Consider the following 20,204-nt stretch of genomic DNA (forward strand, 5'->3'; position numbering starts at 1 on the left):
ATTAAGAGATTTCTCCTATTGTCGAAATGACAGACACTGGTGTAAATTCACATTTATTTGCCCTGCATCTTCTTACCTGCAAATTTATTAAGCTTCATAGTGAGAGAAAACATCACGTAGCGCTTGAGAATAAGATCTTCACGATCTTCAAAATAGGAGTTCATAATGGTTCTTCTTACACTTTGGTTCTGATTTAGAACATCATATATTTTAACTTTAGCGGTCAGCTGCTTATTGAAAAAAGCATAGCCCAAACTGGTATTCCAGAAATAAAAATCTCTTTTAAAGCCGGGTGCAATATTAGAGCTGGTATTGTATTCAAAGTCATTTCCAAAAACAAGATTACTCTTAAAAATATAATTGGTCAATTGTAATTTGAGCGCTTGATTAGTTGTTTCAACCCTTTCTACGCTATAGTTGGTGTAATTTGAAAAATTATATCCGATAGAGTAAGATGGTTTTATGGTAAATTTGTCTTTGACCTCATAGGTAAGATTTAATCCCGGATTAATACTGTAGGAACCGCTTGAAAATTGCTGTCCGTTGATGAATCCCCGGTTATATCCATAATTCATATTAAATCTTGGATTGATTGTGAATTTATTTTCTTTCCACTTAAAACTTTTGCTGAACCCTCCCCCCAAATCAACATTTTTATTGCCACTAACATTAGCATAAGTAACAAACTGTTTCCCGGAATTATCAAAATAGGAATAATTGGTCACATCATTATTGGAATAGGTAAAACCAAGATTCACATAGTAGCTCGTATTTTTCAGGATGTTAAAATTATTGAAGTAAAGATAGGTTCTGTTAGTCCATGTATTTTTAAGATTCGGATTTCCCTGATAAGCGATAAGCGGATTAGAAAGATCAATATAAGGCGTAAGCTGTTCTGCACTGGGAATGGTGAAGTCCGCATAAGTATATAAGCTGAGTCTTTTGTTTTGAGAAAATGAATACTGAAAATTCATATTGTAGTTGGGAAGGACAAAATTTTTCTGCAGATCATATTGTTTTCCATCATAAGTAGCATTTACTTTCATATCGGAAACATCAAGTTGTGCGGAAGCCCATATATTAATTTTCTTTTTATTGAAATCATATGATAATTCAGGTGAAAGCTGATTAATCCTTTGATCCATACTATTGGACAATATAGAATTGTAATTGGAATATTGCCCTGAATTGATATCAAAATCATTGACATCTCTTATTGTTCTGGACGATCTTGAGTTATAGTTTAAATTAAGACTTGCGCTTGCAGAATCAGAAATAGGTTCAGTATACCCGGCACTGAACCGATAATTGTTGCTTTGATTTTTATTTTTGGCGAGCTGATCCCTATTGTCATTGGTATTCTGATTCTGATAAAAAATGGTTTGTGATTTATTTAGATTATTGCTTTTAGATTCAGAAATAGAACTGTTCATATTAGCATAAGCCACTCTTCCTTTTTTCTTGAATTTTTTAGAAAAATAAATATTAGGATTGAAAGAGTTATTCTCAGAATCAGTCCTTGTATAAGAATCACTTTCATTAAGAAGGACATTATCCCTTAATGTAGATGATTTTGAATTATTAAAATTAAACCCTTCGGTTCTGGAAAATGAAGGAGAAATATAGATGCTGGTCAGCGAATCAAATTTAATTCGTGCAGAGGTATCAAAGCTGTATTGCTTGTTTTCATTTTCTCCGTTGCTTTCAGAGTTGGTCTTTAAGGTGTAATCGGGAAGTAGTGTGGTTCTGGAAACTTTGGAGCGGGTTTCCATATTATTGTTGGAATGCATTAAACTGAACGTCTCCAAATCGGCATTTTTTCCCAGCTTATCACTGTAATTAAACCCCAATGTTGTTGATTTCTGAATTCCTTTCGTGTTGTTTCCTCCTTGAGAATAGTATGTAGATCCGCCTACCGTAGTAATGCTTCCGCCCTGCATCATCCAGGAGTTTCTGCCACGTCCCATACTATCAAAAACTTCATCATTCGAAAAACCCTGAGAGTTGATGTTATTTGATGATGCAAGTAGGCTGATTTTGGTATCCTTTTTAAAATAGCTTAGGAGTCCGCTTCCTTCATATCTTTTATCTGAGCCTAATCCTAATGTAAATCTGGAAATCAGTCCTTTATTCTTCTTTTCATCAATGTTGAAATTAATGGTGGTATTGTTTGATTTGGCTGTTTTCCCATTCAACTCTTCCTCTTTGGTCTTTGTAGTGGTAAATTGAATGTTTTTAATGATATCAGCCGGAAGATTTTGTAATGCGATTTTACCATCCTTATCGAAGAAAGGCTTTCCGTTAATCATAATCTGATCGACATCTTTCCCATTAACAGTAATCTTTCCTTCATTACTGACTTCTACACCAGGAATCTGCTTCAGCAACTCCTCAATTTTACTATCCGGTCGTACCTTGATGGATGAAGCGTTGAACTCAATGGTATCCTTTTTTATTTTAACCGGTGATACTGTGATTTTCACTTCTTCAATGTCGAAAACAGTATTTTTCTCAAGTATAATTTCCCCTAAGGCATGCGATTGATCTATTTTGTCAAAATTTTTAGAAAAGGAAGTTAATTTTTCTGCATCAATTTTTAATACGGTTGGCTCGTTCAGCTCATTGGCTTTAAGAGAAAACTTACCCTCTTTATTGGTAGATGTATAATTAACAATAGAGGAATCCTTTTGTTTGAGAAGGTAGACGGTGGCATTTTCTACAGGTTTCTTTTCAAAACTGATTACCTTTCCGCCGATATTGATTTGTTGTGCTTTTAATAATGTAATATTGAATATAAAAATCAATATCCATATAATTTTTTTCATCAAATATTTTTTACGGCCCAAAAGTATAAAAAAAATCCCCGAAATTTCTTTCAGGGATTTTATTGTTATTTTATGGATTACGCCTTCAAATATCTTGAATAAGCATATCCTTCCTGTCCGTCAGCAGTTTTTACTTTCCACCAATCGTCAGAAGTTTGTTCAATTAAAGTTACTGAAGAACCTTTTGAAGCTTTTCCTACTACAGCAGCTTCAGTAGATGGTTCCTGTCTGATATTTAGGTTAGAATCTTCTGTAGCAACAGTAAGCGCTGCACCTGAAGCAAGTCCTGCAACCTGTACATCAATATTGATGTCTGAAGCAGAATACGTAGAATCAATAGTTCCTAAAGCATTCCAAACTGCATCTTTTGCTGCTGTGTTTGAAGCCGCTCCTGAAACATATAAAATTCCGTCTTGTTCCTGAACCTGAAGATTTGAAATTCCAGCAGACTGAGCTGCAGAAATTACCCCTGAATATTTATCTTGTAATGTGCTCATTTCTATTATTTTACAGTGTAATTATAATTAACTTTTCCAGCCTTTAAAGCATCTACAGACTGCTTGATTTTTCTTGCCTGTTCTTTAGAAACGCTTCCTGTAAGTGTAAGTTCTCCGTTTACAACCTCTACTTTTACAGAAGGGAAATCCTTAACAGCATCCTGAACTTTTTTCTGAACCACCGGGTCTACCGCAGAAGTTGTGTCCACTGGTGGAGTTGCAGGAGCAATAGTAGCCATATCCATAACGTCTTTTACTCCGTTTACAGCTTTTAACTCTTTAATCATAGCATCTTTAGAAGCTTGATCCGGGAACGTTCCGCTTAGGTGAGCTACTCCTTCTTTTACTTCAACGGAAGCACTAGGATTTGAAGTAACGATTGTTGTAGCTTGAGTCTGAAGATCGGCGTCAGAAACTTTCTTTTTACAAGAAATAGCTCCGAAAGATACTGCCAGAGCAAGGGCAGCCATTGCGATAGTTTTTTTCATAGTTGTATATTTATTTAATGTATTGATACCATAAATGTAATAATAAAATTTGTACCAAACGGTTAAAAATTAACTAAAAGTTTTATAATTTTTATACAATGTTTTTATAATCAGGGTTTTAATTAAGGGCTTTTATTCCGATTTAATAAATTTTAACGTACAAATTAAAAACTATTATATTTGTGCCACTTGAACTATTTATATGAAAGGACAAAATAAACTGTTTATTGCAATTATTATTGCGCTGATATTGGGTGTAGGAATTGGGGGATTTGTTCATGTGCAATATCCGGAAAGTGCAGTACCTTTTTCTAAAAATATTAAATTACTGGGTACCATATTTATACGATTGGTTCAAATGATCATTGCTCCTTTGGTTTTTACAACGTTGGTTGTAGGGATTGCTAAAATGAGTGATATTAAAATGATCGGAAGGGTAGGAACCAAGGCAATGCTATGGTTTATCTCTGCATCTTTAATGTCCCTTTTTATTGGATTGATGCTGGTTAACTGGCTGGAGCCGGGACATGTTACTAAACTTCCCATCCAGGATGCTGCCTCAGCAGAAGATCTTTTGAGAAGCAGTAAAGGATTTAGCCTGGAAGATTTCGTAAAACATGTAATTCCTAAAAGTTTGTTTGAAGCTTTTGCTACCAATGAAGTACTTCAGATTGTTGTATTTTCAATTATGTTTGGAATTGCTTTAGCAAATTTAGGAGAAGAATATGCTCAGCCAGTGATCAAATTATTTGACATTGTAGCTCATGCTATCTTAAAAATGGTGGGATATATTATGTGGTTTGCCCCATTTGGAGTATTAGGAGCTATAGCAGCGGTAGTTGCCACAAATGGTTTTGAGATATTTAAAGTATATGCCATCTACCTTAGAGACTTTTTCTTTGCACTGGGAGTGCTTTGGCTAGTTCTTTTGTTAGTTGGATATTTTATTTTAGGAAACCGACTTTTTGAATTATTGAGAAGAATTAAAGAGCCTTTGCTTATTGCTTTTTCAACAACCAGTTCAGAAGCTGTTTTTCCGAAGTTAGTAGAAGAATTGGAAAAATTTGGCTGTAACAGCAGAGTGGTATCATTTATTCTACCCTTGGGATATTCATTCAACCTGGATGGAAGTATGATGTATATGACTTTTGCTTCAATCTTTATCGCTCAGATTTATGGAATAGAAATGACTTTGGGACAGCAAATCACTATGCTTTTGGTTTTGATGCTTACTTCAAAAGGAATTGCGGGAGTACCAAGAGCCTCTCTGGTTATTATCGTAGCAACTTGTTCTATGTTTGGAATTCCACCGGAGGGAATTGCTTTAATCTTGCCAATTGACCATTTCTGTGATATGGGAAGAAGTATGACCAACGTATTAGGAAATGCTTTAGCTACTTCTGCTGTTTCTAAATGGGAAGGGCAGTTGGAAGATACTAGTGCTAGTGTATAAATCATTTTATCATTCTAGATAATATTTCAAAATTATTCAAGCTATAAAAAACTAAACTCTTCTTCAATTGAAGGAGAGTTTAGTTTAAATATTGGTATGAAGGTTTAGAATGACAGATTAAGAAAAAATTAAAATTTACTAGGTAAATTAGATCTTATTGGTTTGATGATATATTTTTGCACTATGATTGCCTGGAGTAGAATATAAAAGATAGATTATCTATTCAATAAATATTTTATTTTCATGGCTAAGTGGAAAACATTTAAAATAAAATACAAATGAAATCAAAATTATTCTTGCCCATACTTATGTTGGGGACATCTTTTACTTTTGCACAACAGCAAACATTTCCATCTGTTACTATAGAAAGCTATTCTCCTAGATTATTTTTGAAAAGAAATACTGATAATGGAGGATTTGTCCGAGGAATTCAAACACAATTTGCTAATGGTGACAATGGTTGGTTTTTTGGGGATTTACAGGGTACACAATGGATTGTTTCTAAAGGAGATCATAGCGATCGAAAGCTTATTATACTTGAAAATGGGAATGTTGGGATTGGAGCGACTCCTGCATACAAGTTTGATGTTTTTGGAGATGCACGATTCAATGACTTTATTAGTGGCGGAAGTAATTCCTGGATTTTTCATACACCTGATAGTGGTGGTAAAAATTTACATATCGCTCCCAGGAATTTAGCTAATACGGCGTGGGATTGGAGTAAACAATTTACTATTAATGGAGAAAATGGTAATGCTCAGCTATTAGGAAAGCTCGAAGCTAAAGAAATAAAAGTAACACTTACACCAACAGCAGATTTTGTATTTGAGGAGAATTATCATCTTCCAAAATTAGAAGATATTGAAAAGCATATCAAAGAAAAAAAGCATCTTCCTGAGATTGCCTCAGCAAAAGTAATGGAGAAAGAAGGTGTAAATGTTGGTGAGTTTCAAATTAAATTGTTACAAAAAATAGAGGAGCTTACTCTTTATTCGATTGAGCAAAATAAGAAAATACAATATCAATCGGAACAACTTAAGGAGCTTCAGGAAGAAAACAAAACTTTAAAATCACAATCTGAAGATATTGAAGAGCTGAAAAAACAAGTACAAAAGCTAATATCTCTTAAGAATTAAAAGTAAGTGGCTTTTGTAAGTAAATCGTTTTTGATTCAACTACAGAAAAAGAATTATAAAAACTAACCCCCTCTTTCCATTGGAAAGAGGGGCTTTTATTTGTATCAAATATTGAATTTATCTCACTGAAATTTCGTCAATGAAAACATAAGAATCTCCACCGGCTCCCTGATGCCATTCAGGAAGCTTTCCGAAATGATAGGCTTTTACTTTGATATAGCGGGCTTCAGTAGGGAAAATCTCTGCACTAAAATCTTTGATTTGCACCTTTTCATCTTTGGAATCAATCGTATTATCGATGGTCTTTAGAAGAATGAAATCTTTACCATTCATAGAAGCATAATATTCTACTTTTTTGGGCATTAAGATCCAGGCTCTACTGTCCTGAAGATAAGTAGACGTCAGTTGAGTAATCTGTTGGGGTGATTTAAAATCAATGATTGCTTCAAAAGTTTGTCCCTGATAGCCTTGCCATTCTCCTTTTCTCCAGTTAACAGCTCCGTTGATTCCATCAATGAGGGCCAGTTTTCCTCCTGCTGTATATTGGGGATTTACAGTTGAGTTTATGGTGATATCCCAATGATTAGGTCTTCTGTTGAAATTTGCTGTTGTTATGGAACTTTTTTCCCCTTTCCTTTCAGCATAGGCAGACACTTGGGTAGTTTTGTTAATCGTAAAAGGGCCTTTATAGGCTGTGAATTTTTTTCGTACATTTTTATCATTCTCATCAAGCGTCATATAGTATACTTTATCCTTTTCATTGAGTGGGGTGATTTCTACTTTCGTTGAAAAATCAAAAAGCCTGTCAGCAGAAATGAGAGGAGAAGCGGTTTGCTCAGTATATTTGAAATCTTTTACAGGCTTTACGTTTTCAAACCCTAATTTTCTCAGCTCCTCTTTACTCGTGTTTTTGGTGATGGTTCTTGTTGTTCCATCTTCCAAATGAATGATAATTTCATCAAAATAAGGTGTTACTGTTTCCCATTCTGGTTTTCCGGGAGTGACAGAATAAATCCCAATTGTGCTTAAAACATACCATGCGCTCATCTGACCGCAGTCTTCATTTCCAATCAGTCCATCCGGAGTATTTTTGTAGAAGTTGTCAAGTATATATTTTATTTTTTCTTCTGCCTTTTGAGGTTGGTCAACAAAATTATACAGATAAGCGATATGGTGACTAGGTTCATTTCCCTGGGCATATTGTCCTATTAAACCTGTAATATCTACCTGTTCTCTTCCTGTCGTAGCATTGGGTGCAGAGAAAATAGCATCAATAAATTGTTCAAATTTTTTCTTTCCTCCATGTGCTTGAATAAGTCCTGGTATATCCTGAGGAACAAAATAGGAATAATGCCAGGAATTACCTTCTGTGTAATTGTTATTAACTTCTCTGGGATCAAAAGGTTCATACCAGTTCCCGTTTTTTCTGGCCTGCATAAAACCATTTTTTGGATTGTATAGATTCTTCCAGTTTTGAGAACGGTTCATGAAGTATTGATAATCTTCTTTTTTACCTAAAATTTTAGCCATTTGTGCGATACACCAGTCGTCATATGCATACTCCAAGGTTTTGGAAACACTTTCATGTTCATCATCAATACTGATGTAGTTATTTTGTTTATATGCATTTAACCCAAAAATGTCCAACATTGCCGAGTTTTTAGAAGCTTCAAATGCTTTTTCATAATCAAAACCTGTAATTCCTTTGGCCATAGCATCTGCAATTACAGAGACTGAATGGTAGCCAATCATACATTCGGTTTCATTAGAAGCCAGTTCCCACACAGGGAGTTTACCTCCTTGCTCATATTGTTTGATAAAGGTATTGATGAAATCGGCGGTTCTTTTTCTGTAGATTAGAGTCATTAGCGGATGTGCCCCTCTGAACGTGTCCCAAAGTGAGAATACGGTATAGTAATCAAATCCTTTTGCCGTGTAAAATTTATGATCTCGGCCTCTGTATTTTCCATCCACGTCCATATTGATGTTAGGCTGTGTGAAAACATGATAAAGTGCTGTATAGAAAATGGCGAGCTTGTCCCGGTTTTCAGATTTTACTTCGATTTTTGAAAGTTCCTTATTCCAGTCATTCTCAGCTTGCTTTTTGATTAAATCGAAATCATTGGATTTTCCTTCAGCCAGCATATTTTTAGCAGCTCCTTCATAGGTAGTCGGAGAAAGAGCCACTTTGATACTTATTTTTTCACCCTTTTTTACAGCTGTTGAAAATGCCAATGCCAGTCTGGTTCCTGTATAAAGACGGTCTTCCTGTTTTCTATTAGTTTCTTTTTTTGAAACTTTCATGGGCTTTGAAAACTCGATCCTTGCATAAATATATTGGTTGGTTGCCCAGGCTTCACTTCTTCTGAAAACTTCAATGGTTTTGTCATCAATGATTTTTACCTCCCCTTCAAGAAGCTTATCCCTGTGGTTTAGATCCAGAATAATATTAGCATTTCCCGCCGTATTGAAAGTGTACTCATGATATCCGACTCTCTTTGTAGTTGTCAAGCGAACATCAATGTTGTTTTTATCCAGTTTTACGGAATAGAATCCTGCTGTAGCTTTTTCATTTTTATGAGAGAATTTTGAAGCATAGTCTTTACTATTCAAGCCCGGATTTCCCATTGTTGGCATCAGCATAATGTCACCGTAGTCTGAAACTCCTGTACCATTGAGGTGGGTATGAGAAAATCCATAAATGACAGAATCAGAATAATGATATCCGCTGCATCCATCCCAGCTTCCGTCGATTCTGGTGTCCGGTGAAAGCTGTACCATTCCAAAAGGCACAATAGCTCCCGGAAACGTATGGCCATGCCCTCCGGTTCCTATAAAAGGATTAACATACTGAGCATAGTTTTGAGCATAGATGATCTGAGCAATGAATAATAAACTGAGTACTAAACTTTTTTTCATAAAATAATTTATAGTAACGAATATATTGAAAAATAAAGATAAGAATCATTGTAATGGACTTTGAAAATCATTTTAGATTAACCAGTTCATTGACAATCAGAGTGTAGAGTTACACTTCACCTTCAAAAACATCCTCCAAATAATGCTGCTTGCTCTTGTCTTTCCTGTCTGTGCCTAAAAACTTTTTCCATGCCCGAGATTCATGATATACAATTCCCATTTCCCAAACACAATAAGTCGGGATATGGATATTTTTTCGCTCCCAGATCTCAAAATGACCGGAACCATCATAATAGACGCTTTCCCATAATTCATTTTCACTTCGCCAGGTACAGACTAAAAGCAGATAATTTTGGCCACATCTGTGCATAATGACAAACCCTATATCATCAATATCCTGAAATTTTTCTTCAGTATTTTCTATACATTTTTTGGCATTGATGATGTCCTGTTGGGAAATATTCTGTAAGTCTTCTGCCAGATTATACCATTTGAATCTTGTTTTTCCAACAATGAATATACCTTCTGGAGAAGCGAATTTTGATGGATAGGCAGCTAATGATGTCTTCATTATTTTAGGTTATTAAATTGAGGTTTTGAAAGAGCTTAATTTTAGTGATCTGATTTATCACCTTGTGTTATAGATTTTATTGATTCTAAATTATAGAAAAATTCCGTAAATTTGTAAACAATTTATAGCAATTTTATGTTGACGAAAGAAAAGGTTCAAGGTTTCCTTAAAGAAATAGAAGTAGATGATTTAGTAAGTAATCTTCAGATTGTAGGGAATGATGTTTATATCGATATGACAGCTCATTCACCGGCAATGCATGAGAAGAAAAAGTTAGAAGCTGCCATGAAACAGGCCTTTGCAAGTGAATTCGGAGAAGAAGTTCATTTGAAACTTAAAATCGTTTCTCCGGAACCTAGCGAAATTCAGCAGAGTCAGATCAAAGGAAAACAAATTTCCGGAATTCAGAATATTATCGCTATCGCTTCAGGAAAAGGAGGGGTAGGTAAGTCTACCGTTGCTGCAAATATAGCGGTAACTTTAGCTAAGATGGGCTTTAAAGTAGGTTTACTGGATGCCGATATATATGGGCCGTCAGTTCCTACCATGTTTGATACAGAAGGTGAAAAGCCTGTTTCTGTAGAAGTAAACGGGAAAAATCTGATGAAGCCTGTTGAGAACTATGGTGTGAAGATGCTTTCGATAGGTTATTTTTCCGGAGCTAATCAGGCTGTAGTTTGGAGAGGTCCTATGGCTTCCAAGGCATTAAATCAGATGATCAGAGATGCTGCCTGGGGAGAATTAGACTTTTTATTAATAGACTTACCTCCGGGAACAGGAGATATCCACTTATCCATTATTCAGGAAGTACCTGTAACTGGAGCCGTGATTGTAAGTACTCCACAACATGTAGCTTTAGCAGATGTGAGAAAAGGAATTGCGATGTTCCAAATGGAAAGTATTAATATTCCGGTTCTTGGATTAATCGAAAATATGGCGTATTTTACACCGGAAGAATTACCGGATAATAAATATTATATCTTTGGAAACCAGGGAGCACAATATTTGGCAGAAGACCTTGGAATTCCGGTACTGGGAGAGATTCCGCTGATCCAGAGCATAAGAGAAGCTGGAGACGTTGGAAGACCTGCCGCATTACAGGAAGGTTCGAAAATTGCTGAAATTTATACGGAAACAGCACGTAAAATGGTAGAAAGTCTTGTAGAAAGAAATAAACATCTTCCTCCGACAGAAGCTGTAAAAATTACAACAATGGCCGGATGCTCACCAAAAGCTAAAAAATAATATTTCAAATTAGATTTTTGAATAAACCGAATTGAACTGAAAAAATATGGAAACAAATATAACACACGAAGATACTGTAACAAGAGTAATGGAGGCTTTAGAAAGTATTCGTCCGTTTTTGAATAAAGATGGAGGGGATATTGAGCTTATTGATGTGAAAGATAGCTCGGTTTATGTAAAACTTTTAGGAAACTGTTCCGGATGTTCTTTGAATTTTTCAACCCTTAAACTGGGAGTGGAAAATACAATCAAACAACACGCTCCGGAAATATCAAAGGTAATAAGCGTAGAGTAGAAAGATAATTGTATTATAATAATTAAGACAGGTTTTTGAAACCTGTCTTTTTTTGTGATTTATATCTAAGTTAGAAACTGTGAAAAAATTAGAATTAATATTAAATTCATATAGAAATAATTCTATGTTTTTGTGAGTTTTATTAGTGTTACTTTTGTAAAAAATTTATTTACAACACTATATGATGTTTCCTTCCCTTCGACTATTTTTTTTCTTTTCATATCTTGATGTATGCAACCCTTCAATTTGGAATGAGGCCGAAGATGAAACTATTCATAATAGTGTAAGGGGAGTAGCAGATTTTATAAGATCACATGATCTCCATAAATACAAAACTATATAATTTAACGACTAAATACAATTAAAAAACAGGTGTAAGATATTATCAATGCAAAAGTGTAAAGAAACGTACAAGACTATCGAAATTACCGATCCAGGTTATGAATTTCCCCAAATACAGGTCAACTATTATAAAAATAAGGTAAAAAGGCTTTATAATAAAGAAATTTCTTTTGAAAAATACGGTCTCGGCCTACATGTTGTATTGAATTTTATGATAAAAATCGGAAGAGGAATTGCTTTCCGTAAGAAAGAGTCCAGCGAATTTCTTGTGGAAATTATGATTAAAAACTAAGAACTATGAAAAGAATACTCATTGCAGATGACCATTATATTGTGAGAACGGGGACGGCACTGCTGTTGGAATCAAAACTTCAATATCCTTGTGAAATAGATTTCGCTGAAAATTATATTGAAACAAAGGATAAAGTTTCTAAAAAACAATATGATCTGGTGATTCTCGACATTGATATGCCTGACAGTGTTTTTAAAGCGATGGTGAAGGAGCTTAAAAAGAAACAAGCTCAGCTTAAAATCATGATATTTTCCATTTATGATGAAAGTGTCGGAATACAATATATAGAAGAAGGGGCGGAAGGATTTCTTAATAAAGGAGCTTCGGAATTGGAAATTCTGAGAGGGATTACGGCAATATTTGAAGAAGGATATTATTATCCTTCAAAGATGGTTAGTAAACTTTTGGCTCATTCTAAAGATACCCATACGGTAGAAAAGCTTTCTAAAAGAGAATTTCAGATATTTAAACTTTTGGCCGAAGGAAACGGCAATATTGAGATTTCCAATATTTTAGACCTTAGAATGTCTACGATAAGTACCTATAAAAAGAAAATTTTTGAAAAACTGCAGGTTAAGAATGTGGTTGACCTGGTACGTATATATGATGATATGCACTAAAGAGAATAAAAAAAGCTTCAGGAATTCCTGAAGCTTTTTCGATCATTATAGATCAATATTTTATTTTACAATAAGCCTTTTGATTAAGCCTTCAGAAGTTTTAATAAGATAAACTCCTGTAGAAAGTCTCGAAGTATCTATTGTCAAAGCTTTTTTCTCTTTTCCAATTAATTTTCCTGACATATCATACAATTCATATCCCTGCTCTCTGTTAAAGTACAAAGGATTTCCTTTTGCAACCGGATTAGGGAATACATTGAACGTACCTTTCTCAGTATTTACTTCACCTGTTCCTAAAGTAGATTGTGCTATTTCATACATGGATAAGGTTCCACTTACTTCATTGGCAACAATGACATACCCTTTTCCAGTCGTTGTGTTTTCAGGGGCTATATAAATAACACCTTCAGGTCCGTTATCACCTCCGTACGCAGAAGTGGTGCGAGAGTTTTTATAATCGGTGAATGTTACATTATTTGGATCAGTAATATTATATACCATAACCCCTCCGGTTCTTTCCAGCGTGATAAATGCATAGGTTTGGCCGTTAATTGTGCCTAATGCAACACCTTCCGGTTCAGGTCCTTTTGCACGGCTTCTGTTTTTGGCTCCGTTAGACGCATTGTCTGCATTGAAAATTAAAGGATGATTAGCTGCTATATACCTCTCAAACTGATCACCGCTATCATATACTAGTTGTTTTGTATCTGCATTGAAAATGGAGAAGGAACGGGCTCCCAGAGCATTGATCTCTTCATATTCTGAATCTCCGTCAGTGTTTCCGTTGACAGTTGTTACCCTGAATCTTCCCAGATTATGAGAAGCCTTTAATATAGATGAATTAGGGAATATGGTGTTATCTAAAGTATAGCCGTTGGCCCCTACTGTTGTTCTTTCACTAAAGCCCGGCAGATCTTTTTCATCTCCTTCATTAGCAGTAACAATATAATGGGTATTCCCAATTTTGTAATTTTGTATGGCATCAGGAATATAAAATGCTTTTACAGGCCAGTTGGCAATTAAAATTTCTCCGTTGTTATCTGAAGCGTCAAATCCGTTTCCTGGCAGGCTCATATCTTTTTTACCCAATCCCCAGATGCTTGTAATTGTTTTTGTTGCAAGGTTAACCTCAGCAATTGCATTATTTTCCTGAAGAGTTACCCATGCCTTTTGGCTGTCTGAACTCACTGTAACATATTCTAGCTCGAGATCCTGAGCGAGTGTACTTGTGGCTTTTACCTTTCTTAACCCTGTTGTGAGCAATGCTGCTTCCTGGGAGTTAAAGCCAGTGAAATCTAGAGTAGTAACATGACCTTGTGTAAGATTGCTAACACCTCCCGAAATATCAATAATGCTTATGGATCCCTCAGGATCTATGGTGTAAGCATCATTAGGCTCACCTTCGTTGGCTGTGATTACTTTTGTTCCGTCCGGAGTGAATGTAATCATGTCGGGCAAAGCACCTACCGTTACCTGTTTCAGAAAGTTTCCATTAATATCAAAGAATATGACTGAACCATTTTGCTGTGGATTAGTATTAGGGGAAGCAACAGCTAAAATCTCATTTTTTACGGCAATGCTGGTGATACCTCCATAAGGTGCCATATTAACGGTTTTCGTAACAACGGGAGTTGTTGGATTACTGAAATCAATGATATCAAATACATCTGTTATTGAACTGATTGTAAACAGCTTTTGGCTCGTAGGATCGTGAACGACGATTTCTGTAGAGCTATTATTGTTACCTGAAGGATCAAAGCTTCCGATATAATTCAACTGAATTTGATTAGAAGGAACCGGAGCCGGTTTGTCATTGTCTACAATGTAAACTGTTGAAGAATGATCGCCACTGATGGTAGCACCTGCTGGGTTCTCAAGACTTAATACAAAATATTCAGCTTGCTGCTCCTGCTGGGTATCATCAATAATCGGAATGTTAACGGTATATGTAGTATTGTTTGGCGTTATATTAATGGTTTGATTACTGAAAGTAAAATCATTGTGATCAGCAGTGCTGAAAGGAGCCGATTTTACCACTAGATTGACACTTGAGGTTGAAGGGTTGCTTACATTAATTTTGAAAGCCAGATTGCCTGCATTTTCGTTGACTTTAATAAAGTTTTTATCTAAAGAAATTGTTGTTCCTACTGTAGTGAAAGTACTTGAAGTATTTGTGGTAATAGCGTTGTCGCTAAAATCTTCTATCAAGTTCGGCTTTAGGGCTAAATAATATGTTTGATTAGGAGTGAGGCCTGAAGCGGGAATTACTGAAATGGTATTGTTGGTGAAAGTTGTTGTAAAGGGAACTTGAGTACCTGTAGAACTCCCTAAACGAAGTTCAACAAGATTTTGTGCATTAGAATCGTTGATTGCTGAATTATCTATTAACCTCACATTTTCATTAAATAAAATGGTAGGATTGATTGTTGTAGAAGCATCATTTGTATTATTGGTGGGAAGGTAGGCAATGGAAGGTGGAGTAGTGTCTACGGTCCCTGACGTCGTTGCATCAACTGTAAAGTTATCAAAACGATTATTTCCTACATTTCCTCCTGATCCTGTTGAAAACTCCACTTTTAATTTAAAATTGGGATTGTTGGAAACGCCGGAAATATTTGAAAAATCAAACGTAATCAATTGTGGATTTCCATCTTGTGGAGTTACTGTTTGATACGTAGTAAAAGTTGTTCCGTCTGTAGAGTATGACCAGGTTTGTGTTCCTGCTCCGGACCCTGACCTTCTGGTAGTGAATTTTACAACTACATTCTGATATCCTGTTGTAGGCAAGGAGAATTGCAACCCACCTCCAATAGGATTATTAAACCTCAGATGAGTTCCTGACGGATCTCCATTTCTTGCGTTGAGATTTTCTATATTAAAGTTTTGTCCGGTTCCTCCGGATGCATCTATTGTACTGGTTCCTCCTGCAATAGCTGTAAGTGAGCCATTGATTAAAGTAGAGGTAGGTGTTGTAATCGTTGTCTGAGAAGCATTATTATTAAAATTCCAATAATGGATAAGTGTCTGGCTGAAAAAACTGCCATGAAGAAAAAAGGCAGCAATCACAGACCCTTTAAAAAAATAGTTTTTGATCATTTTTACTTGAGTTAGATTTATGCAAAAATGAACCTTCTAATTTCTAAATATTTTACGGGAATCTTAATAAATGTTTAACAATCTGTAATACATCATTCGATCATATTTCGTTTACAGTTTGATAGTTATCAGTAATTCCTTGTTAAGGAAAACAGGATAAAGTAGTTTTTTACAATTTCTTTACGGCCTTTTGTTGAATCAAATGTTTCTTTGTCATCGTTTTTTCTAATGGATGTTTTTGGGTATACAGAAACCCTGAAATTGCAGTTAATACCAATAGTACAAAAATGACAAGGACGATTCTTTTTAACATTTCTCTCATTTTGCCAGGTTTTTAATATCACGAATTTCTAAAACAGAGGATGGATATCCTTTCAAAACAGCATTTACCATTGCTTTCCCCACTTCATGTAATGTGAGCGATTTGGATGGTAAAAATATGGGAAAAAACCATATAAAAGGTTTGAAGAACCACTTGACATGGACCTGACCCTCAACAGGTTTCATAAACCCCGGACGAAAGTTATAAGTCCCTTTAAATCCTAATTTTTTTAAAACGTTTTCAGTCCTTCCTTTTACTCTTGCCCACATTACCTTTCCGCTTTCAGTACTGTCGGTTTGTGCTCCGGAAACATAAGTAAAAACCATGTCCGGATTCTGATTCAGTACAACTTGTGCAAAGTGGATTGTAGTATCATAGGTAATTCTCGTATAATCATCTTCCTTCATTCCCACACTGCTGATTCCTGCGCAGAAAAAACAAGCGTCATAACCCTTGAGGTTTTCATCATCTTTATTAAGCTTGAGAAAGTCTGAAACAATATACTCTTTTAAACGAGGGTGGATTCTTCCTGATGGTTTTCTGCTTACACTGAGAACTTCAGAGACATTAGGATTTTCAAGACATTCCAATAGAACACCTTCTCCTACCATTCCTGTAACTCCTGTGATGATTATTTTGATTGGGTTTAAGCTCATGTTTTCCAAGTTATACTTTTATAACGATTCGGCACTTAAAATTACTTTAAAAAAAATTAACTTTTTAAAATATTTTAAATAATTGGGTTGGTTTTTATCTTAACATAAAGGATAATGTATCAATATTTGTCGATATAGCGCTTCTTTTTTAGGAAAATGAATTGTTTAAAAATAATGTTAATTTAAGTTCATTTTAATAAATAGATTCTGTGTTGGTCTGTCTGAATGTTTAAAGTGAAATAAAAAACCAGCTGTGTTAATAGCTGGTTGTATCGTATGGATTATTCTTTATATGAGTTATTTCTGTTCCTGAAGCTGGCTGTAAATATTGTGGATTAAACCATCAGCAACAGATATTTTGGGAACAAAAATTCTGTTGATATCAGACCAGTCCATTACATTATTGAAAATTTTCAACGCATGAACCAAAACATCTGCTCTGTCTTCTCTCAGGTTGTGTTTGGTCATTCTTTCATCTACACTTAACTCATGGAACTCTTTGTGCACTTTTTTAAGATGGGAGAGTGTCATAGGTTTACCATCTTTTGTTTTACTCATTGAGAAAACTTTATTGATATTCCCTCCTGATCCAATAGCAACAATCGGTTTTTTACTGATGATATTTTTTTTAACCTCCTGCTTCATTTCATACCAATTGTCTGGAGTCACAAGATTATTCAAAAGCCGGATAGTTCCGATATTGAATGACTTTTCATATACCATTTTATCATTCTCGTAAAAAGTAAGCTCTGTAGAACCACCACCTACGTCTATGTAGAGATAGGCGAATTCTTTATCCAGTCCTTCTGCTACGTGATTTTCATAGATCAGGGTAGCTTCTTCATCCCCGGAAATAATTTCAATATTAATCCCGGAAGTTTCTTTCACCTGCTTGATGATGTCCTGGCCGTTTTTAGCATCTCGCATGGCACTGGTGGCACAAGCTCTATAATGATCTACTTTATAGATTTTCATTAAGTCGCTGAAAATTTTCATGGAATCAATGACCATTTTTTCTCTTTCTTTCCCAATTTCACCCAGGGTGAATACATCCATTCCCAGCCTTAAAGGGATTCTTAAAAGATTGAGCTTAATGAATTCCGGCTGTTTATTGTTGATTTTTACTTCATTGATTAAAAGTCTTGCTGCATTACTTCCTATATCTATTGCTGCAATTTTCATTTGGTAGTTGTTTTGGCTTTTAAATATTTATACGTTTCAATTTGAGAACGGCATTCCTGTTTGTCATTTCTTACATATTCGTTGCTCAGTTTTTTATCCAGGATTCTGGCTTTTACATTATCCTTCAATTGTATATCAAGAATATCTTTCAGCTCTTTTTTTAATTCCTTGTCGGTAATTTTAGCTGCTGCTTCAATCCTGTAATCAAGATTTCTGGTCATCCAGTCTGCAGAAGAAATATACAGATCTTCTGAACCTTTATTATAAAAATACATTACTCTTGCATGTTCCAGATATTCATCAACAATACTTATGGCTTTTATTTTTTCTTTGAAATCTTTTTGATTCACCGCACAGTAAATTCCTCTTACAATCATTTTTATGACGACTCCGGCTTGTGCAGCATCATATAGTTTTGTAATTAAAGCACGGTCACTCACAGAATTGGCCTTGACAATAATTTCAGCTTTTCTTCCTGCTTTCGCTTCCTCTATTTCTTTGTCAATATGGTGAACAATTTTTTCACGCATAAATTGAGGACAGACTAAGAGACTTTTGCAGGTTTTGAGAACAGAGATATAATCCTCTTTAGGCTTTTTCAAAACATTAAATACTTTATTGATGTCAGCCATAATGCCGCGATCTGCCGTCATTAAAAGGTGGTCACCATAAATTCTTGCTGTTTTTTCATTAAAGTTACCTGTACTCACAAAACCATATTGAATAGTTTTATTATGAGCCCTCTTCTTAATCACACAAAGCTTGGCATGAACTTTTTTATCCGGAATTCCTACTAAAACAGTAATTCCTTCCGGTTCCAGCATTTCCTTCCATTCCAAGTTGGATTCTTCATCAAATCTTGCCTGAAGCTCAAGCATTACCGTTACTTCTTTGCCATTTCTGGCGGCATAAATAAGGGCATTGATTATTTTTGAGCTGCTCGCCAGACGATAAGCCGTAATCTGTATTGATTTTACATCGGGATCCATTGCTGCTTCACGAAGAAGATCAATGACAGGATTGTATTTATGATAAGGAAAGGTAAGTAAAACATCATTCTTCAGAATAACATCAGTTATTCTTTCTCCATGTTCAAAAGCCTGATGGGTGAAAGAAGTTCTTTCCGCTGGTCTGGTATAGGTCTCAAAAACATCCGGAAAATCCATAAAATGTTTGAAGTTATGTATTTTTCCTCCCGGAATAATGCTGTCTTTTTTGGTCAGATTCAACTTTCGGATAAGTAATTCCAATAGCGCCTTGTCCATATCTTTATCAAAGACAAATCGTGTAGGTTTTCCTTTTCTACGGTTTTTAAGCCCTTTTTCTATTTTTTCAGCGAAATTGGTTCTGATATCATTATCCAAGTCCATTTCAGCATCTTTCGTTACTTTAAAAGCGTTCGCTGCAAATTCGTCATATCCGAAATAAGAGAAGATGTGAGGCAAATTAAAAGTAATGACATCCTCCAACAGCATCACGTTTTTTTCCTGTGGATCTTCTGTAGGTAAAAGAACAAACCGGCCAACAAATCTTGAAGGAATTTCTATAATAGCATAGTTACTCTGATACTGCCAGTCCTTTTTTCTCATGGCAACCCCCAGATAAAGACTTTTGTCTCTTAAATAAGGCATTGAGGTATTTTCGTGAAGCAAAATAGGAATGACATTAGATTCGACTACTTCGTCAAAATATTTTCTTACGAATTCTTTTTGTACTGCCGTTAAGTTTTTTGAGGTTTTTATGGAAACCTTATGTTCTGCCATTTCCCCCTGAATTTTTTTCCAGGTTTTGTCAAAGTTTTGCTGCTGTCTGATGACAATTTCATTGATACGCTGTAAGATTTTGGACGGGGGTTGGTAAAAAGATTCGGCAATTACTTTTTCCTTAAAATCCATGGCACGCTTTAATCCGGCTACACGTACTCTGAAAAATTCATCAAGATTATTAGAGAAGATTCCCAGAAAACGTATTCTTAAATGTAAGGGTACCTTTTCGTCCATGGCTTCCTGTAAAACCCTTTCATTAAAAGCTAACCATGTAATATCCCTTGGATTAAAATGTACTGACATATTTGTGCGTAAAATTTATCAAAAATAATGATTAATAAATATCTAATATCTATAAATTAGGTTAAAGTTTAATTAATAAATAATAGATGGGTTTTGAAACCTTTGTAGGTTAGTATTGGGATATCTTATATAGAAAAGAAGGCTGTCAGCAAATGACAACCTTCTTATTTTAATATTCAAAACAGTGATCTGTAAA

At 35.2% G+C, this 20,204-nt stretch carries 16 protein-coding genes; 6 read left to right on the forward strand and 10 right to left on the reverse strand.

Annotation, left to right across the window (positions count from 1 at the left end; all coding sequences use genetic code 11):
* Positions 1-53: 53 nt before the first annotated feature.
* The 3 genes from CJF12_RS19190 to CJF12_RS19200 form a co-directional block, all read right to left on the reverse strand.
* The gene (locus CJF12_RS19190) at positions 54-2,825 is read right to left on the reverse strand and encodes a TonB-dependent receptor (RefSeq protein WP_034685758.1); all 2,772 of its coding nucleotides are present in this window, start codon (positions 2,823-2,825) and stop codon (positions 54-56) included.
* Positions 2,826-2,902: 77 nt separating this feature from the next.
* Positions 2,903-3,322 (reverse strand): SH3 domain-containing protein, encoded by a 420-nt coding sequence (locus CJF12_RS19195; RefSeq protein WP_034685755.1) that lies wholly within the window; start codon positions 3,320-3,322, stop codon positions 2,903-2,905.
* A gap of 5 nt (positions 3,323-3,327) precedes the next feature.
* Positions 3,328-3,810, reverse strand: coding sequence for a BON domain-containing protein (locus CJF12_RS19200; RefSeq protein ID WP_034685753.1), 483 nt, complete (start codon positions 3,808-3,810; stop codon positions 3,328-3,330).
* 202 nt (positions 3,811-4,012) lie between these two features.
* Here CJF12_RS19200 and CJF12_RS19205 point away from each other — a divergent pair, with 202 nt between their 5' ends.
* On the forward strand, positions 4,013-5,263 hold the full coding sequence (locus CJF12_RS19205; protein WP_034685751.1) for a dicarboxylate/amino acid:cation symporter: 1,251 nt from the start codon (positions 4,013-4,015) through the stop codon (positions 5,261-5,263).
* 278 nt (positions 5,264-5,541) lie between these two features.
* Positions 5,542-6,399 (forward strand): hypothetical protein, encoded by an 858-nt coding sequence (locus CJF12_RS19210; protein ID WP_051887328.1) that lies wholly within the window; start codon positions 5,542-5,544, stop codon positions 6,397-6,399.
* Between the two features lie 117 nt (positions 6,400-6,516).
* Here CJF12_RS19210 and CJF12_RS19215 read toward each other — a convergent pair whose 3' ends face one another.
* The gene (locus CJF12_RS19215) at positions 6,517-9,318 is read right to left on the reverse strand and encodes a GH92 family glycosyl hydrolase (RefSeq protein WP_034685747.1); all 2,802 of its coding nucleotides are present in this window, start codon (positions 9,316-9,318) and stop codon (positions 6,517-6,519) included.
* Between the two features lie 109 nt (positions 9,319-9,427).
* Positions 9,428-9,889 (reverse strand): hypothetical protein, encoded by a 462-nt coding sequence (locus CJF12_RS19220; RefSeq protein ID WP_034685744.1) that lies wholly within the window; start codon positions 9,887-9,889, stop codon positions 9,428-9,430.
* 135 nt (positions 9,890-10,024) lie between these two features.
* On the opposite strand from CJF12_RS19220, the gene CJF12_RS19225 reads away from it, so the two are divergent.
* The 4 genes from CJF12_RS19225 (at position 10,025) to CJF12_RS19240 (ending at position 12,683) form a co-directional block, all read left to right on the forward strand.
* The gene (locus CJF12_RS19225; RefSeq protein WP_034685741.1) at positions 10,025-11,134 is read left to right on the forward strand and encodes an Mrp/NBP35 family ATP-binding protein; all 1,110 of its coding nucleotides are present in this window, start codon (positions 10,025-10,027) and stop codon (positions 11,132-11,134) included.
* 46 nt (positions 11,135-11,180) lie between these two features.
* Complete coding sequence (locus CJF12_RS19230; RefSeq protein ID WP_051887327.1) at positions 11,181-11,429, forward strand: NifU family protein; 249 nt, start codon at positions 11,181-11,183, stop codon at positions 11,427-11,429.
* A gap of 388 nt (positions 11,430-11,817) precedes the next feature.
* Complete coding sequence (locus CJF12_RS19235; RefSeq protein ID WP_034685739.1) at positions 11,818-12,063, forward strand: hypothetical protein; 246 nt, start codon at positions 11,818-11,820, stop codon at positions 12,061-12,063.
* Positions 12,064-12,068: 5 nt separating this feature from the next.
* Positions 12,069-12,683 carry a response regulator transcription factor gene (locus CJF12_RS19240; protein ID WP_034685736.1) on the forward strand — a complete coding sequence of 205 codons (615 nt, stop codon included), beginning with the start codon at positions 12,069-12,071 and terminating at the stop codon, positions 12,681-12,683.
* 60 nt (positions 12,684-12,743) lie between these two features.
* On the opposite strand, the gene CJF12_RS19245 is transcribed toward CJF12_RS19240, so the two are convergent.
* From CJF12_RS19245 to ppk1, 5 genes are all read right to left on the reverse strand, one after another.
* Complete coding sequence (locus CJF12_RS19245) at positions 12,744-15,779, reverse strand: choice-of-anchor I family protein (protein WP_034685735.1); 3,036 nt, start codon at positions 15,777-15,779, stop codon at positions 12,744-12,746.
* Between the two features lie 169 nt (positions 15,780-15,948).
* Entirely contained in the window at positions 15,949-16,092 is a 144-nt protein-coding gene (locus CJF12_RS19995) for a hypothetical protein (RefSeq protein WP_157759875.1), read from the reverse strand.
* A 5-nt stretch (positions 16,093-16,097) separates the two neighbouring features.
* Entirely contained in the window at positions 16,098-16,757 is a 660-nt protein-coding gene (locus CJF12_RS19250) for an NAD-dependent epimerase/dehydratase family protein (RefSeq protein ID WP_034685733.1), read from the reverse strand.
* A 297-nt stretch (positions 16,758-17,054) separates the two neighbouring features.
* The gene (locus tag CJF12_RS19255; protein WP_034685731.1) at positions 17,055-17,939 is read right to left on the reverse strand and encodes a Ppx/GppA phosphatase family protein; all 885 of its coding nucleotides are present in this window, start codon (positions 17,937-17,939) and stop codon (positions 17,055-17,057) included.
* Positions 17,936-20,008 carry a polyphosphate kinase 1 gene (ppk1, locus tag CJF12_RS19260; protein WP_034685729.1) on the reverse strand — a complete coding sequence of 691 codons (2,073 nt, stop codon included), beginning with the start codon at positions 20,006-20,008 and terminating at the stop codon, positions 17,936-17,938. Before ppk1 ends, CJF12_RS19255 begins: the two co-directional genes overlap by 4 nt.
* Positions 20,009-20,204 lie beyond the last annotated feature (196 nt).

The sequence above is a fragment of the Chryseobacterium piperi genome, from assembly GCF_002285635.2.
In the GTDB taxonomy this organism is placed as follows: Bacteria; Bacteroidota; Bacteroidia; order Flavobacteriales; family Weeksellaceae; genus Chryseobacterium; species Chryseobacterium piperi.

Bases quoted from the DNA above. Each gene is read 5' to 3' on its own strand.
- CJF12_RS19220 (WP_034685744.1), bottom strand. From the start codon at position 9,889: ATGAAGACATCATTAGCTGCCTATCCATCAAAATTCGCTTCTCCAGAA.
- ppk1 (WP_034685729.1), bottom strand. From the start codon at position 20,008: ATGTCAGTACATTTTAATCCAAGGGATATTACATGGTTAGCTTTTAAT.
- CJF12_RS19210 (WP_051887328.1), top strand. From the start codon at position 5,542: ATGAAATCAAAATTATTCTTGCCCATACTTATGTTGGGGACATCTTTT.
- CJF12_RS19200 (WP_034685753.1), bottom strand. From the start codon at position 3,810: ATGAAAAAAACTATCGCAATGGCTGCCCTTGCTCTGGCAGTATCTTTC.
- CJF12_RS19250 (WP_034685733.1), bottom strand. From the start codon at position 16,757: ATGAGCTTAAACCCAATCAAAATAATCATCACAGGAGTTACAGGAATG.
- CJF12_RS19215 (WP_034685747.1), bottom strand. From the start codon at position 9,318: ATGAAAAAAAGTTTAGTACTCAGTTTATTATTCATTGCTCAGATCATC.
- CJF12_RS19995 (WP_157759875.1), bottom strand. From the start codon at position 16,092: ATGTTAAAAAGAATCGTCCTTGTCATTTTTGTACTATTGGTATTAACT.
- CJF12_RS19195 (WP_034685755.1), bottom strand. From the start codon at position 3,322: ATGAGCACATTACAAGATAAATATTCAGGGGTAATTTCTGCAGCTCAG.
- CJF12_RS19230 (WP_051887327.1), top strand. From the start codon at position 11,181: ATGGAAACAAATATAACACACGAAGATACTGTAACAAGAGTAATGGAG.
- CJF12_RS19190 (WP_034685758.1), bottom strand. From the start codon at position 2,825: ATGAAAAAAATTATATGGATATTGATTTTTATATTCAATATTACATTA.
- CJF12_RS19225 (WP_034685741.1), top strand. From the start codon at position 10,025: ATGTTGACGAAAGAAAAGGTTCAAGGTTTCCTTAAAGAAATAGAAGTA.
- CJF12_RS19255 (WP_034685731.1), bottom strand. From the start codon at position 17,939: ATGAAAATTGCAGCAATAGATATAGGAAGTAATGCAGCAAGACTTTTA.
- CJF12_RS19235 (WP_034685739.1), top strand. From the start codon at position 11,818: ATGCAAAAGTGTAAAGAAACGTACAAGACTATCGAAATTACCGATCCA.
- CJF12_RS19240 (WP_034685736.1), top strand. From the start codon at position 12,069: ATGAAAAGAATACTCATTGCAGATGACCATTATATTGTGAGAACGGGG.
- CJF12_RS19205 (WP_034685751.1), top strand. From the start codon at position 4,013: ATGAAAGGACAAAATAAACTGTTTATTGCAATTATTATTGCGCTGATA.
- CJF12_RS19245 (WP_034685735.1), bottom strand. From the start codon at position 15,779: ATGATCAAAAACTATTTTTTTAAAGGGTCTGTGATTGCTGCCTTTTTT.